General features: G+C 46.5%; 11 protein-coding genes. 3 read left to right on the top strand and 8 right to left on the bottom strand.

What is annotated here, in order from left to right; translation table 11 throughout:
- Positions 1-146 precede the first annotated feature (146 nt).
- From W01_RS13865 to W01_RS03905, 7 genes are all read right to left on the bottom strand, one after another.
- Entirely contained in the window at positions 147-3,299 is a 3,153-nt protein-coding gene (locus W01_RS13865) for an ATP-binding protein (protein WP_198421343.1), read from the bottom strand.
- A gap of 74 nt (positions 3,300-3,373) precedes the next feature.
- The gene (locus W01_RS03930) at positions 3,374-4,489 is read right to left on the bottom strand and encodes a hypothetical protein (protein ID WP_173052293.1); all 1,116 of its coding nucleotides are present in this window, start codon (positions 4,487-4,489) and stop codon (positions 3,374-3,376) included.
- 70 nt (positions 4,490-4,559) lie between these two features.
- The gene (locus tag W01_RS14100; RefSeq protein WP_242007029.1) at positions 4,560-5,030 is read right to left on the bottom strand and encodes a substrate-binding domain-containing protein; all 471 of its coding nucleotides are present in this window, start codon (positions 5,028-5,030) and stop codon (positions 4,560-4,562) included.
- 70 nt (positions 5,031-5,100) lie between these two features.
- Positions 5,101-5,271 carry a hypothetical protein gene (locus W01_RS03920; RefSeq protein WP_173052292.1) on the bottom strand — a complete coding sequence of 57 codons (171 nt, stop codon included), beginning with the start codon at positions 5,269-5,271 and terminating at the stop codon, positions 5,101-5,103.
- Between the two features lie 486 nt (positions 5,272-5,757).
- Positions 5,758-6,201, bottom strand: coding sequence for a response regulator (locus tag W01_RS03915; protein WP_173052291.1), 444 nt, complete (start codon positions 6,199-6,201; stop codon positions 5,758-5,760).
- A gap of 514 nt (positions 6,202-6,715) precedes the next feature.
- On the bottom strand, positions 6,716-7,042 hold the full coding sequence (locus W01_RS14495; RefSeq protein ID WP_173051639.1) for a CstA-like transporter-associated (seleno)protein: 327 nt from the start codon (positions 7,040-7,042) through the stop codon (positions 6,716-6,718).
- On the bottom strand, positions 7,027-9,099 hold the full coding sequence (locus W01_RS03905) for a carbon starvation CstA family protein (protein ID WP_173052290.1): 2,073 nt from the start codon (positions 9,097-9,099) through the stop codon (positions 7,027-7,029). The genes W01_RS14495 and W01_RS03905 overlap by 16 nt, the downstream gene beginning before the upstream one ends.
- A gap of 352 nt (positions 9,100-9,451) precedes the next feature.
- Here W01_RS03905 and W01_RS03900 point away from each other — a divergent pair, with 352 nt between their 5' ends.
- The 3 genes from W01_RS03900 (at position 9,452) to W01_RS03890 (ending at position 12,119) form a co-directional block, all read left to right on the top strand.
- Positions 9,452-10,435, top strand: coding sequence for a malate dehydrogenase (locus W01_RS03900; protein ID WP_173052289.1), 984 nt, complete (start codon positions 9,452-9,454; stop codon positions 10,433-10,435).
- A gap of 144 nt (positions 10,436-10,579) precedes the next feature.
- Positions 10,580-11,206, top strand: coding sequence for a class I SAM-dependent methyltransferase (locus W01_RS03895; RefSeq protein WP_173052288.1), 627 nt, complete (start codon positions 10,580-10,582; stop codon positions 11,204-11,206).
- Between the two features lie 175 nt (positions 11,207-11,381).
- Entirely contained in the window at positions 11,382-12,119 is a 738-nt protein-coding gene (locus W01_RS03890) for a VC0807 family protein (RefSeq protein WP_173052287.1), read from the top strand.
- A gap of 312 nt (positions 12,120-12,431) precedes the next feature.
- Here the strand turns inward: W01_RS03890 and W01_RS03885 are convergent, their stop codons facing one another.
- Positions 12,432-15,797, bottom strand: coding sequence for a bifunctional diguanylate cyclase/phosphodiesterase (locus W01_RS03885; protein ID WP_173052286.1), 3,366 nt, complete (start codon positions 15,795-15,797; stop codon positions 12,432-12,434).
- Positions 15,798-16,365 lie beyond the last annotated feature (568 nt).

The following is a 16,365-nucleotide window of genomic DNA, read 5'->3' as shown; positions in this document are numbered from 1 at the left end:
CAAATGCTAACTTGCAAAGGGATTCACCTCTCGACTGATCGAAATACTGAATATTGCGGTAAGCCTGAGTCGCATGATTATTAAAACCGGCACCATTACTTTGGCAAGTGCGGAATTATATCGAACCAATATTACTAAATAGTATTTCATACCAACCACTTATTGATACTTTCCGAAATCTGCGCCAGTAATGCCCGCATTTGCACGACAATGTCCCGCGCTTTTTCAGTATCTTCGCCACTCTTGAGCTGCTCTAACGCTTGACATAATTCGCCAAAACCCATTGCACCTACAGTTCTAGCCGATGATTTGGTGCGATGCCCCAGGGCGCTCAGTGTCGCCATGTCTTCATGTGCCAGCGCAGTTTCGATCTCAACTATTGCTTCTTGAGTCAAATCTAAAAACATCATGACATATTTACGGATTTTATCCGGGTGATTTCCTAATATTTTGGTCAGTATTGATAGATCGATGATGCTTGGGTCGCTTGCACTTCCAGCGGCGGTCGTTTTCATCGGTGCAGACTCTAGGAATGAGGCCGTCGCGGGTACGGGTACAGCTCGGTCGGATCGCTGCACAAGCCATTTAGCAAGTGTCGTAAGAAGTAATTGGAACTCGATCGGTTTAGTGATGAAATCATCCATGCCGGCGTCGAAACAACGTGTCCAATTTTCACGTCCCGCATTGGCGGTCATGGCAATTATTCGTGTGGCCACGAGCTCAGGATTGGCCCGAATTTGACGGGTAGCCTCAAGGCCATCCATCACGGGCATCTGCATATCCATCAGGACGCAGTCAAAATGTTTTTTAATTAGCAGCTCGAGGGCTTCTTTTCCGTTGTTGGCGATGACAACGGTTGCGCCAGCGTCTTCCAACAATTCTTTGGCCACTTGCTGGTTAAAGAGGTTGTCTTCAACCAGCAGGATGCATGAACCTTGGATTATACTCAGATCAACCGATGGCATGGTTTGAGTAGCCGTAACAGGCTTGACGCCTCTGCCCAGTCGGGCAGTAAACCAGAAAGTGCTACCCTTGCCGGGCTGACTCTCTACTCCAACTTCGCCGCCCATCATCTCGGCCAGTTGTCGGCTGATGGCCAGCCCTAGTCCGGTGCCGCCATATTTACGGGTGGTTGAAGCGTCGGCTTGATGAAATGGCTGGAAAAGTTGAGCGATTTGTTCTGCGCTTATACCGATACCGCTATCTTGCACTTCGAAGCGTATCAGGCTGTCTGTTCCAAGAGCTTGATTTTCGATAATGCGGGCACGGACGATTATTTCACCCTTATCAGTAAATTTGATGGCATTGCTGGTGTAATTAAGCAATACCTGATACAACCGCAATGAGTCTCCACGGAGCGGATGGGACAAATCAGGGCCAACGTCAAACACAAGCTTCAGGCATTTGCTTGTAGCGTTCTCGCCAAGTTGGCTGGAGATGTTTTCCAATATTGTATTCAGTTCAAAATCCAGTATATCCAGCTCGATTTTGCCCGCTTCTATTTTGGAAAAGTCGAGCATTTCATTGATCAGGCTCAAGAGATGCTGCGCTGAATGATCAATCTTTGAAATATAATCAAGCTGCTTGGAATTAAGTTCGGTACGTCGCACCAGTTGTGTCATGCCAATGATGCTGTTCATTGGAGTGCGAATTTCATGGCTCATGTTGGAAAGAAATTCGCTCTTGGCCTGGTTGGCTGTCTCTGCTTGTTGCTTGGCTTGTTCGAGTTCGAAAGTGCGTTCCTCAACCCGAACTTCCAGACTTGCATTTAAATTGAGTAAGTCTTGTTCGGCACGCTTGCGTTCGGTGTGATCAATTCCGACTGACAGGATCATTGCCGTCTCGCCGGGCTGGCCGGAAAGACGCGAGTGATTCCAGGTGATTTGGTATTGTTCGCCCGGCTTGCTGATTAAAGTCGATTCACGCTGAATGTGCCGATGTTCTCCCGTAGCGAGTTCTTGCAATGCCTGTTGCGTTTCTGTTTCAGTCGTTTCAGGACGAATAGTTGCCTGAATAAAAGATTTGCCCAATAATTCTCCTTCACTGCAACCTGTTAAAAACTCTCCATAACGATTTAAACTGTGAATCGATCCACTGGCTGACTGTGTCAGAATGATGACCTGTGCAGTATCGAGCAGGCTCTTATTAAAATCCCGCTCAATTGAAATACGATGTAGCATGTCCTGTAACTCTTCAGCATGCGCTGCCACTTCTTGCTCTAGCGTTTCCAACCGAAAGGACAAGGCAACCGCAGCCTCATCCAGACTGTCAATTTCGTCATCCACAAAACGTCGGCCCCGTGGAGCAATTTTTGCACGTGCCTCGGCAAAAGCACTTCGACCCAGCAAAGGAATTGCCCGTACTGCTCGCGTCATGCGCTGCAAGGGCGCATTCACAAGAAAAGCTAGTAATAGTAAAGAGAGTAATGATGTCGCTAGCTCGGCTTGTAAACGGCTCGCCACTGATTTGCGAATTTCGGCCAAGGACTGAGTCAAATCATCGATCACCACTAGCATGGCGCCGGAATATGCGCCACTGCCATCATCCATAGTCACAAACGACAATTCGAATTGCTTGTCCTGGTAAGATACTAATTGCCAATTTGTTTTGCTTTGCTTCGGGGGCAAAACCTTTAGTTGATGGAGTAGAGGAAGATTGCGTTCGGAGCCGCTCAGTGCGACTACCTGTAAACCCAAGTTAGCCAGCGAGTTTTTATCCATAATAAAGCCGCCAGGGGCCAGCACGCCAAGATCGGCTCCGGATAAACGGTTGAAGGAAACAATCACTTCTGTCAGAGAGCTACCCAAAACAACTACTCCAGCCACTTGGCCCGCTGACAGGATTGGAGCTGCAGCAAACTGTGTGCATGTCTGCCGACAGTGTGTCCAATGCATGGCGCGCTCTTGCGAAATTACGGCATGTACACGGTCATTCTGCTCTATATCGGAGAGTGCATCTGCATGCCAAGCGGCCAGAGAAGCACCCGTCTTGGAATACACCTTCATGGAATTGATGTCTAGATCGAGTTGTAAGACAGGCCAATAGTTATCGAGGTGCTCATGAAGCCGCTTAGATACCGGCTCCAACTGAAATACACCTCCCGCGCCAACCGTTGCGAGCATGCTGGCCATCGTTTGTAAGCGCAGAGCAGAATCAGTGTGCACAGCGATAGCTTCAGAAATCAGGCGCTCGCGTGAAGCGGTATGTTGCTCCTCGAAGCGAGTCTTCAAGTCATGAAAATGCAGCCAGGAAAGTGTGCCGTTAACCGAAATCATCACCACACCTAACGTTAGGAGCACTTTCCACTTCAGGCTCAAGAATCTGAATGTACTATGGTGTGAATCAGAGGATCGACTATCCGACATGAGAGTCACTAAAACCGAAAAGACCCCAGTAGCATGAACATATCCCAGCGGCGCTCCAGAGTCCGAGGGTCAGGGTTATCCTGAGCCGGCAAGTAGCCTGTGCCATCAATGCGATGATATTCTGCACGCAGCATAAACTCGGGGGTCAAATCGAAGCGTATTCCTGTGGTCCAGTCTTTCGCAAAGCGCGTAAAGTCTGGCCGGCGCGTGGCCGCAGCATATGCTTTGCCATCACGATCCTCGCTATCAGCGTACAACACATCGTAACGTAGCAGCGCTTCCCACTTCGGAGCCAACCGATAGCTACCTTGAATATAATAGCTTTGGCCATGCATGGTGGAATCTGGAGAATTTGGACCAAAGTTCCGGTTTGAAACTGGTCGTAGCGCATATTCACTGGTCAGGCTCCAGAATTCGGCGTTGTATTGGGCAGAAAAAACCGTCGGCGTAAACTTTATCCGCCCCGCCTGAAGTACATCCCTCACGCCAGGATTGTAGCGCGCATCAAGTTGCGAGGTGGTAAACCCGAGACGATACTTGCCACCGTCCATCTCGTATATTACTTGTAAAATCGGTACCAATTTCGATTCGAAGCTTCCGTTGGGGGTCAAGCCAACCAAGGCCACCTTGCTCGCTTCACTACCAATCTGCGGTTGCCCGAGGGCGAAGGTCACGAAAAGGTTGCCGACTTCACCATAGCGTTCGAGATAAAGTTCTGCTCCGTCAGATGCAACGGTAACGTTGCGCGTGCGCTCGAAATATATGGATTGCGGTAGGAGAACACTGGGACGAGTGAAAGCGACATCGCGTGTCTTGTTATACAGTCCATAGGCATTCTTCACCCGCCCCAAGCGAATCCCGCCACGGCCTTGCTCGCTCGACGATATAGTCCAGTCGATTAGCCCATAATCCAGTCGCACTTCGCCGTTATCGGTCGCCCCGGCCTTATGTGAAAGCAACCCGGCGGACAGCTGCAAGTCTGAAGTCGGCCGCAGGGAAGCATTCACTCCTATTTCTCTAAAATCTGTGCTCGCTTTTTTATTACTCTGACCGAGAAAATTATTGTCGCTGGTGATCACCATGCCTTGCGTAAGAAATCCATGCAGCTGTAACTCGTTACCCATTAGGCTTACGGCATGCGTAGACGTAGTCCAAAGCAATAAAACACACGGGACAAATCTTCTAGCTACAGTTTTAGCGAATTTGAAGGATACGCACATTATTAGTGACCTCGCTTGTTTTGATATAGCCAATCGCTCCCGGAGTTGATGCTATTTTAGATAGCATTTCTTGCGGAGAGACGACTTGCTCTGGATATTGACCCTGTCCGGAAAATACCTGTCGATCCCACGCTAATCGTAATTGATGGGGGAATACTTGCAGAATATTTTTGCTGAATGCGCCATGCTCAGGTACATCATCCTTCATCACGAAAACCTTGACCGGGGTATCCGCTGGCCATTTGCTTAGACGCATACCAAAAATAGCGCGTAACGAGCTTCGGGAGATTGAGTTCTCACTGGTCGAAGGGAACGCAATAACAACAATAGCGGGTTCTTGATTGTCGGCATAAGAATTTGCAGTAATCAGAAATGCCGCCAGCATGTAAAGTGAACAGGCTCGCCAAAACAACGTAAAAATATTGATACCGAAAAGATTTTTCATCGCTGAAATGGGATACAGCCGAATAGTTTCGAACACAGATTGATAATAATCGAGTTCAGTACACTGTCTTTCACGTCAAGTTTTGTGCCTGTCGGATTTTTGGCACAAAAGCCACGTACTGGTAGGAGAGGGCATATGGCCAGCGCGTAATACTGGCATCTTCACCATAATGACTGAAGATGCGTCCAAGAGAATTCCACGGCACGTACTTCATGATTTGTGAAAGCAGCATTGTGTTCATGTATCCCCTGGGTTTATCAAATCCACAAATAGCGTAAATATTTAATTGTAGATTCAAATTGTGGGCACCCATGAATTACTCAGAAAATATTGTCAATATTGAATTTGTAGCGTGCTTAATTTCGGATAAAGCAAATACGACTGTTTGATTAATTATTTTGGTTCTATGTGGGATAGAGTCGGTAATTAACTATCAATCTCCTGCAGAATACGTCAATCCATTCGCCCTGAATCACCTATTGAGGAGTGAGCAGATTTATTTTTCGTCAAGCGAGAAATTTTCATCCAGTAGCCGCGCATCATGCACTTTTTTCCTGTGGCCCCAGCCTTGATTACTCTTTAGCAATCCAGCTATCCTTCGGCAAGCTCAAGACGAACAGATGTGTAATCTGTCTAATTTTTTTAGTTTATTTTGCATTTATCTAAGGGTTACCATTACGCTTCAAATAGAACTTCAGCAATCTCGTCAATAGCAGAAAGTCAACTTTCATTTGCCTTGACAAAATCGGGTAATAACGGCTGCCAGTTCATCGCGTGCAATTGGCTTTATCAGCGTCCCCAAAGGAATCAAGCCAAGCTTGCTGGAATACATATCCATCCCGGACAACAGATGCTGTTGGGCCCCTGAGATTAGGATGACGTCGCCAACGTAACCCTGCATACCAAGATGCATCAGGAAGCCAACACCGTCCATTCCAGGCATGCTGAGGTCGCATATCAATATATCTGGCTGTGATGATAACCCGGCTAACATAGCTAGTCCCTGTTCGCCATTTTCCGCCCTAATGACTTCGGCAACACCTAGTTCGAGCAGCATGTCGCCAACAAATTCGAGTGTAAACTTGTCGTCGTCCAACAACAGTACCCGTAGATTTTTTGCCGCTATCATTTGTGTTGCCCCGTTCTTATTCGTGCCAACTTCAACAACCATGCAAACTCCTTAATTAATATTTGATCTGGCTCTACGAGAAATAGAATGGGTAATTAACTTTAAACTACTTACAGAAGAAGTAAATCTGTTCGTCCTGAGCTTGTTGAAGGATGAACGGATGTTTTCGCTAAGCGAGAAACTTCCGTCCAATCGTCGTGTATCATGGCTTCTTTCTTTTGCTCTAATCCCGGTTAATCTCACTTACCAATTTGTACAGTGCATGCGGCTGATTCAGTATTTGATCTAAGCTTCAGTCAAAATATGTCTTCCTAGGGAGTTCGCTCTAATTTACGTGGTTAAATTTATAAATAAATTTGCACCCAATAGATTGAATGTTTGACAATTCAGCTCAGCTTGAATACCCCTGAAAGAAATAAATGAACCACTTTTGCAGTGTTGCACAGGTAAGATTAATCTCGGCTGCGCAATGGAAAACTTTAGGAAACATCTGTGAAATTTATAATAATTCAAACATAAAGTCCATCAACCTGTGTGTATTGTGGTCAGTAACAACTCAGCAGCAGCGCTGGATACCGCTCCATTTTTGTTGTTGCTGGTAAAGGAAAAAATCTTTGCGTGCTAGCGGCGGCGTATCATGATAATGGGTGGCATGTTGTGCAATGTAGCGTTCGTAAGCATCATCTCCACTCAATTCACGAATAGTGCGCCATACATATGACCAAAATGGGAATGGTTCGATACAGGTTTTATTTGTCCTGAATATAGCGTTTTGCGTGATGTACCTATTTATATCCTGGGTAGTTTCCAATACAGGCAAACTAGAATCACTTACCGTGGACAATGATTCACTCGCGCTTCTTTTAATCAATCCCGTACCCACGCTTTCTCCATTCCAGCCAAATGGTGTGACACCTCGGACAGCGGAGGTACCGGCTTGCCCGTAAAGTAGCGGACACAAACACGCAGCATGTCGAACACGATCAACCATAACATGCAGACAAAAAATAGGGTCAGTACTGCATCAAGACGCTGATTGAAGATGAGTTGTGGTGCGATGGTCGCTTTTTCTGGAGAAAGAAGACCTGATGCGAGTTTTGTGGCGAGGTCATTGGCAGCAGCGAGGAAGCCAATACGTACATCTGTGCTGGTGATTTTTTCCCACGCTGCACTATTGGTAATTATGATCAACCAGGCAAGTGGTAAAGCTGTGATCCAAGCATATTTTAGCTTGTCTGACTTAATCAGGATGCCAGTAGCGACACACAGCGCGATGGCAGCCAGGATTTGATTCGAGATACCAAACAGCGGCCACAGAATATTAACGCCACCATTCGGATCAATCACACCAATATATAAAAAATAGCCCCACGCAGCCACAATGATGCCGCTACTCAGCAATACTGATGGATACCATGAGGTGCGTCCTAGCGGTTTCCAAATATTGCCCAGCATGTCTTGCAGCATGAAGCGGCCGACACGCGTACCGGCATCCAGCGTTGTGAGAATGAAGATGGCCTCAAACATGATGGCGAAGTGATACCACATGGCAAGCATACCTTGACCAAAGGCACTACCGAAAATACTGGCCATGCCGACCGCCAGTGAGGGCGCACCGCCCGTGCGTGCGAACAGGGTAGCTTCGCCCATCTGCTGCGCCAGCAAGTCCATCTGCACCACCGTAACAGGAAAGCCCCAACTGGAAATTTTTGCCACCGCATCTGCCGCTTCTTTGCCGACTACGCCAGCTGGAGAATTGATAGCAAAGAACACGCCGGGGTCTAACACTGTGGCTGCAATGATCGCCATGATTGCAACGAAAGATTCCAGTGCCATGCCACCGAAGCCGATCATGCGGATGTCGCACTCATTGCTAAGCAGCTTTGGCGTAGTGCCGGAGGCGATAAGGGCATGAAAGCCAGAGATTGCACCACAGGCGATGGTGATAAACACGAAAGGAAATAATTTACCTCCAAAAATAGGGCCGGTCCCGTCGACGAATTGGGTGAATGCGGGCATTTTTACGTTCGGTTGCATCCATACAATGGCCAGCATCAACAGTATGACAGTACCGAGTTTTATGTAGGTAGACAGGTAATCGCGAGGCGCGAGTAACAGCCATACGGGTAAAATAGCTGCTGCAAAACCGTAAGCAATTACCATCCAAGCTAATGGTAGACCGGGATAATCAAAAAACTCGCGTAGGTTCTGTTGGTGCTCAATCCATCCACCACCCGCCACAGCTAACAGTAACAAGATGACGCCAAGTAACGAACCTTCGAGCACGCGGCCCGGGCGGATGGTACGCATATATAGGCCCACCAACATAGCGATGGGGATAGTGGCAGCCACGGTAGAAGTAGCCCAGGGACTGTGTTTCATGGCATTGACCACTACCAAGCCAAGTACCGCGATGAGGATAATCATGATAAACAGCGTGGTGGCTAGTGCGGCAATACCACCGATGGCACCCAGTTCGTCTCTCGCCATTTGACCCAAGCTACGGCCATTACGACGGGTGGAATAAAATAACGTGACCATGTCCTGCACACAGCCCCCGAGTACTGCGCCGAATAATATCCATAGCGTACCTGGCAAGTAACCAAACTGGGCAGCTAGAGTCGGCCCGACCAGAGGCCCTGGTCCCGCAATGGCGGCGAAATGGTGCCCAAATACGATCCAGCGATTGGTTGGAATATAATCTCGACCGTTATTGAGTCGCTCTGCGGGTGTAGCACGAGTCGGATCAATGAGTAGGACTTTGGTGGCAATCCATGTTGCATAGAAACGGTAGGCAATCGCATATACGCACAGCGCGGCTGTGACAAACCACAGTGCGTTGATCGACTCGCCGCGATTCAGCGCTATACCGCCCAATGCGGCGGATCCAAGCAAAGCGACGGCAATCCAGACAAGGACGGCCACCAATGAATTTTTCATAGTAAATTTTTTTGCATGATGAGATTCTGGCAAGTAATTTTTATGCAAGAATATAACTATAGATTATGACATGCCTCGCACCTATTTACTGCTTTCTATATGTTAAGTTATGCAACGATCTGTCTTAAAATTTGTAGGGCAGTCATTATTAAAGTGACAAGCTTTACTAAGATAGTATTGTCGAATGTTATGATTTATAATTTCCATATCAATTCAATTTGATAGCAACATTTTCGGCCCGTATTTGAACCTGTACTAAAATTGGCTTTAAACTGAACTCTTGAGTTCCCCCTTTGCCTGACTGACAAACACTGTCAGAATGTCTGCATAATTCATCGTGTAGGAGATTGCTATGAAAGCACCTATTCGCATCGCTATCACTGGTGCTGCTGGTCAGATCAGTTACAGTCTTTTGTTTCGCATCGCCAATGGCGATATGCTGGAACACGAACAGCCCATCATCTTGCAACTGCTGGATATACCACAAGCACAGCAAACATTGCGCGGAATAGCGATGGAACTGGAAGACTGTGTATTTCCCATGTTGCAGCAGGTTGTCATTACCGATGACCCCAAGGTTGCCTTTCGTGATGCAGAAATTGTGTTGCTGATTGGTGCGCGTCCGCGTAGCAAGGGCATGGAACGCAATGAATTAATCGAGATTAACGCTGGTATTTTCGCTGAACACGGCAAGATTCTCAATGCGTTTGCCGCACCCCACGTCAAAGTTTTAGTGGTAGGTAATCCGGCTAATACTAATGCACTAATTGTCATACATAACGCCCCCGATCTTAACCCGAAAAATATCAGCTCTATGATGCGGCTTGATCACAACCGCGCCATCGCGCAGGTAGCGCGTAAGCTTTCTCAGCCCATTGGCAATATCAAAAAAATGGTGGTATGGGGCAATCATTCAGGTACGCAATACCCTGATCTGTCCCATGCCGAGATACGAGGGCGCAACATCCTTGATATTTTGCCAGATCATAACTGGATTGAAAGCGAATTTATCCCCACCGTGCAAAAGCGTGGTACGGTGGTGATCGAAGCGCGCGGTTTGAGTAGCGCTGCCAGCGCTGCCAACGCAGTTATTGGCCATATGCATGATTGGGTACTTGGCTCGCACCATGATGACTGGGTCACCATGAGCGTACTATCAGATGGAAGTTATGATATACCTACAGGCGTGGTGTACGGTTTCCCGGTTACTTGTCATAACGGCGACTACCAAATTGTGCAGAATCTGTCGATAGGTGAACTCGGCCACCGACATATGCTGGAAAATTATCGTGAGTTATTGAAAGAAAGGGAACAAATAAAACATCTGCTAGGTTAAATACCATAAGTAATTCATGTGCTTGTTTTTGTAACTTCATTATCTGGATATGTAAAAATCAAAAAATAGTCAAGCTGGACGACCTTGCTCTTTAAATATTAAAGTAAAGTTAAATCGTCGATTACACAATAATTTAGATGCAAGATGAAGTTGAATTTGGAAGATTTAGAAAAAATATCCACGCTTACCTTAAAGTACTATAACCAGCACGCCGAAGATTTTTTTGTAGGCACACGTAATCACGATGTTAGTCAAAATATCATGTCGTTGCTGCACTACATCGAGGTTGGGCCGCCTTTCAATATACTGGATTTTGGCTGTGGGCCGGGGCGAGACCTCAAGGTGTTTGCACAAATGGGGCACATGGCAACGGGCTTGGATGGCTGCAAGCGTTTCGCTGCGATGGCGCGCGACTACAGCCACTGCGAAGTGTGGCAGCAGGATTTCCTCAAGCTTGATCTTCCGGCCAAATATTTCGATGGAGTGTTCGCCAACGCCTCACTTTTCCATGCGCCCAGTCAAGTGTTGCCACGTATCTTACATGAGTTGCATACGACGCTGAAACCGGGCGCTGTTCTGTTTAGTTCCAACCCACACGGGCATAACGAGGAAGGATGGAACCACGGGCGCTACGGCGTATATTACAATCTTGATACTTGGCGGTACCTCATGTCAGACGCTGGATTTACTGAGCTTATTCACTATTACCGCCCTGACAACCTGCCGCGAGAACAGCAGCCTTGGCTGGCGAGCGTTTGGCGTAGAAAGTGAAAAAACCTCTGAAAAATATGGTGTCTTGGCTTGCATTACGTCATCATGAAAGATATCACTAAAATTAATAATGAGTTAAACGTATCCATATTTGTGATTGTTTTCGTTTGAATGACCTAAGGTGGCTATTCAAAAGTGATTAGTGAAAATTGGGATTACGCCCAGGAAAATTTTTATGATTGATCCACTCGCGCAGGAAAAAAAAGCCCTAAATCATATCCCACGTCCATTTATTGACTTGTTAGTCAGTATTCTTATCCCTTCCGTTGTTCTTATGAAATTCAGCAACGAGAATAGTCTTGGTGCGAGCGGTGCTCTAATTATAGCCTTGGCTTTTCCGTTAATATGGGGCTTATTTGAGTATTTGAAATACAAAAAATTTAACTTCATAGCACTTCTTGGTTTGATCAGCACGTTGCTGACAGGTGGTATTGGGTTACTGACATTGAGTACCCGATGGTTGGCAATCAAAGAGGCGGCTATTCCAGGCCTGATTGGTATTGCGGTGCTCCTTTCTACTTATTCACGTTATCCTCTGATCAGAACATTGCTATATAACCCAACCGTTATCGACATTGAAAAAATTACACAGAAACTTGTTGAGAATAATAAGACTGAGGCCTTTGAAGCTCGATTATTAAACGCTTCTTACCTGCTTAGCGGGACGTTTTTCTTTTCTTCAGGGATGAACTACGTTCTCGCAAAGTGGATTGTTGTCAGTCCGACAGGTAGTGTTGCCTTCAATGAGGAGCTGGGACAATTAACTTTACTAAGTTACCCAGTGATCGCGATTCCGTCCATGCTCATGATGATAATTTTTTATTATTTGTGGCGCACTATTTCCAGCCTGACTGGACTTGCTTTGGACGATGTACTCGCATCAAAAGACTTAAAGATGAAAAAACATGAATAGTATATGGCGTAGCATCTGGGCTTTCATCGTGCTGATTTTAGTTATCATCGCGATTTGTGTGCTTATCGTCGTGCTCACCCTTATTGTTTTCCCGTCACACTGGCTCTCTTGATGTCTATAAAGTGTTACGTGAAAAATCCCCCATTTGGGCGAGCAGAAAGCTGGCTATCGCCAGCCATTGCGCATCGCCGACATCGGTCTTGTGACTGTGGACATTATTGATGTGCTGTGGATTGTGTCGACCAGCCCGCTAATGCCAACAGCTTCAGACCAATACTGTTTGAATAAGGTAGCTAAAAATTAGATCCAATCCTAATCCAGCACTGGATTACCATTGATAAATATCGCAAATTCTTCAGCTGGCAGAGGACGGCTATAATAATAACCTTGAATTTCATCGCAGCCTCGAACACGCAAGAAATCCAGTTGTTCCAACGTTTCTACTCCTTCCGCAATGACCTGTAATTTAAACTGGTGGCCCAGACTAATGATGGACCGAACGATAGCCGCATCATTTTCATCAGTAGCGACGTCACGTACGAAAGATTGATCCACCTTCAGTCGATCGAGTGGCATTTTCTTCAAGTAACTAAGGCTAGAATAACCCGTGCCGAAATCATCTATGGCTAATTGCACTCCCAATTCATGCATCTGGGTCAGGAAAGCCATTGACGCTTGAGCCTCGTTCATCATGACGCCTTCGGTAATTTCCAACTCCAAGTCCTTTGGATGCAGCCCCGTTTCTTCTAGTACAGCGATGATCAATTGCGCCAGTTGTGGCTGACGCAATTGACTGATAGATAAATTTATAGATATCGGGAATATGGACATCCCTTGTCGCCTCCATGCAGCTAATTGTGCGCAAGCTGTGCGCAACACCCATTCACCTATAGGTATAATCTGCCCGGTCTCTTCGGCCACAGGAACAAATTCTGCTGGCGTAACAAAGCCTTTTGCTGGATGTTTCCAGCGCAGTAATGCCTCTGCACCGCACACCATTCCGCTGATCAAATTCGCCTGGGGTTGATAATGCAATATAAATTCATTGCGTTCCAATGCCAAGCGCAGATCATTTTCCATAGAAAATAATTTATTGGCGCGAAAATTCATTTCTGGCGCAAAAAACAGGAAATTGCTGCGGCCCTCGGCTTTTACACGATACATCGCCACGTCAGCATGCTTGATCAACGTATTGATTTCGTCTTGACTATCCGCATTGTCAGGGTAGATACTGATGCCGATGCTGGCATGGGTGGCGATTTGCAGAGTGCCCACATCACAAGGAGTCGTCAGCGCTTTGAGTATTTTGTTAGCCACACGTGCCGCACCTTTTGCCTCTGTCTCACGCAGTAATACGATAAATTCGTCACCACTGATACGTGATACGGTATCTACTTCGCGCACACATTCTTGCAAACGCAGTGCGACTACCTGCAATAACTTGTCGCCCACTGCATGCCCCATCGAATCGTTTACATATTTAAAGCGATCAAGATCGATGAATAGCAGTGCAAATTTCTGCTGGTCGCGATGTGATTCAGCGATCAACTGGCCAAGACGGTCATGCAGCAAGGTGCGGTTGGGCAGGCCAGTCAATACATCGTAGTAGGCAAGAGATTGAATGTGCTGCTCAGATTCCTTGCGTTTGGTGATGTCAACCCTGACCGATATGTAACGTACAATTTGCCCGTTCGCATCTTTGAGTGGCACGATAGTGCTATCCACCCAATACAGTTCACCGTTTTTTGCGCGGTTACAAATTTCACCACGCCAGATGTCACCACTGGCGATGGTAGTCCACATCTCGACGAAAAAAGCGCTTGGATGCGCCCCAGAATTAATAATACGGTGGTCATGGCCGAGCATCTCTTCCCGGCTGTAGCCGCTGACTTCACAAAACTTGTCATTGGCCTGGATGATGCGCCCGGAAGGATCGGCAACGGAGACGAGGGCATGCTGGTCAATTGCCTGGATATAGCTGATTAACTCTGCGGAACTTCGCTCGGCGTCTTCTTTGGCATGCAGCAGCAAACTTTGAGTTTTCTTGCGTGCTGTGATGTCGTGGATGAAAGCGCAAAATTCATATTTGCCCTTTTGTTTGACCGGAGATATTGCTAATTCGATGGCAAATTGATGGCCATCGCGATGTAAACCTGTTATTTCTATACGTTTATTCAGGACGGCTCCCTTGCCGGAAGCTAAAAAATGTTTCAAGCCCTGAATATGCGCATTACGATACTGCGGCGGGATAATCAAATCGTGCAGCATGTGTCCGATGGCTTCTTCCCTGACCCAGCCAAAAATCTTTTCTGCCTGACCATTCCAGCCCGTGAGTAAGCCATCGGAATTCATTAACACCACGGCGTCTGGGGCAGCATCAATGATGGTGTGCAATCTGGTGTCGATTTCCACCAGTTCCATTTCCTCCAGCTTTTTGGTGGTCACATCCTGGACCACACCCAGCATCTTCAGCGGAGTTCCGTCTGTATCGCGTATCACCCCACCGCGTTGATGTAACCAGCGTACCGTGCCATCTGGCCAAATAACTCGGTGCTCTATGTTGTATTTAGTGCTTTCTTTAACACAGCTATTCATGGAATTGATCATATACTGACGGTCATCAGGATGTATGCTGCTCAGGAAATCTTCATAAGTACCATTTTGTTTTCCTGCAGGACAGGCCATAAGAACAGAAATATGATCGCACCAATATAGTTCGTTAGTACAAACATCCCAATCCCAAGTGCCGATTTCGCCATACATCAGACTAAGGCGTAAACGTTCCTCGCTCTCGATTAATCGTTCATTCATTTTTCGCGCAGTTCGAAGAGCGCGTTCTCGGCCCTGCACCAGCAATCCTGTGAGTAGCCCCAGCAATATACTTACAGCTAAGCCAACCACAACAATGGATTGAGCCTTTTCTTTGACTAGCTGCGCCTCAAAGTTGGGGAGGGAGCTAATAGCCATTGTCCAGGTGTGGCCAGCAATTTCAAGGTGCTTTGAAGCATGAAAAAGTGAGTCCCTTTTGATGTCGTTTTTATTGGTGTTGTCGGTTGTATGCATGAGCGTCTTACTCGACATCTCCTCGCCATCGTAGATTTTGATGTCGATGTCAGAAATGCTCGTACCGAGAATGCCACGCATAAGATCATCCATCCGAAACAGAGCAAAGACCCAGCCAACAAGATTGGTACGACGCTCAGCCAAGGTTGCGTAGGGTGTCCCGTTTTTATAGATAGGCAGATACATCAGAAAACCAGTCTGCGCGCTTTCGCTATTTTCCTGTATCAGTTTCGTCTTGCCAGTGATAACGGCTTTATTGTTGTCACGCGCTTGCTCCATTGCGGTGCGCCGCACAGGATCGGAATACATGTTGTAACCAAACGTATGTCGATTACCCTCTGAGAATGGCTCGATGTAGACGATTGAGGTGGTGATTTTTTGCTTCTCATTAGGAGGGTTAGGGTATACGGGGAAGCTTTCTTTGGAGGAGGTGGCAGTGTGTTTATCTTGTTTGGTCGTAGGGGTGACCAGCGAAAACCCCACACCTTGTATACCAGGGAAGCTCTCTACAATATGTTGAGCAACGATATAGGCATGAAATTCGTTGCGCTCTACGCTGATGGAAGCTGCGAATAAACCTTGTGTACCCCGCAATGCTTGTTCATAAGATTGCATGCGTTGTTCAATGCGGTTGTTGACATCGAGTAAACGGAAATTGAAATCATATTGCAATTCCCGTATAGCTTCGTAGTGCGCATTCCTCCACAACTGATGGGTTACAGCTAAAGAAACAATTACTACCAACCATGGTAGAAATCGGATAGCAGGAGACCATGATAATAGCTGCTGAATAGGATTAATGCGTGATGCAGTGGATGGCTTCACCACGTTAATAATTTAGTATCATATTTTGTATGAAAACTCCATAACTGTAGTGTGGCTGAACGCTGAACATAATTACTCTAGGGGTCTTTTAAAAATCACTTTTTGTATCTCATGGATAATTATCTTGAATATTACCTTACGACAATCTGTAGAAGTACTTTAAAGCCCTCCATGACTTCCTGAATGCATATGTAATTCGGTTTTTTATGTGACATGGGTTCTGGGACCCAATGTAATTTAGGGTATTTCTACAATCCAGGTTTTATCTTCTCTGCTGAATTGCGTTGTTTAAAATATTGACTATGTTAGAAGATATTTGCAAAGCTCGGCGTTATTTAGAGATGTCTAAAATAAATAT

The organism is Candidatus Nitrotoga sp. AM1P (assembly GCF_013168275.1).
GTDB lineage: Bacteria > Pseudomonadota > Gammaproteobacteria > Burkholderiales > Gallionellaceae > Nitrotoga.
The sequence above is the reverse complement of the archived record's forward strand: the minus strand, read 5'-3'. Positions and strand labels throughout refer to the sequence as shown.

Bases quoted from the DNA above. Each gene is read 5' to 3' on its own strand.
- W01_RS03900 (WP_173052289.1), top strand. From the start codon at position 9,452: ATGAAAGCACCTATTCGCATCGCTATCACTGGTGCTGCTGGTCAGATC.
- W01_RS03885 (WP_173052286.1), bottom strand. From the start codon at position 15,797: ATGCAATCTTATGAACAAGCATTGCGGGGTACACAAGGTTTATTCGCA.
- W01_RS03920 (WP_173052292.1), bottom strand. From the start codon at position 5,271: ATGAACACAATGCTGCTTTCACAAATCATGAAGTACGTGCCGTGGAAT.
- W01_RS03930 (WP_173052293.1), bottom strand. From the start codon at position 4,489: ATGGGTAACGAGTTACAGCTGCATGGATTTCTTACGCAAGGCATGGTG.
- W01_RS03905 (WP_173052290.1), bottom strand. From the start codon at position 9,099: ATGAAAAATTCATTGGTGGCCGTCCTTGTCTGGATTGCCGTCGCTTTG.
- W01_RS03915 (WP_173052291.1), bottom strand. From the start codon at position 6,201: ATGGTTGTTGAAGTTGGCACGAATAAGAACGGGGCAACACAAATGATA.
- W01_RS03890 (WP_173052287.1), top strand. From the start codon at position 11,382: ATGATTGATCCACTCGCGCAGGAAAAAAAAGCCCTAAATCATATCCCA.
- W01_RS14100 (WP_242007029.1), bottom strand. From the start codon at position 5,030: ATGAAAAATCTTTTCGGTATCAATATTTTTACGTTGTTTTGGCGAGCC.
- W01_RS03895 (WP_173052288.1), top strand. From the start codon at position 10,580: ATGAAGTTGAATTTGGAAGATTTAGAAAAAATATCCACGCTTACCTTA.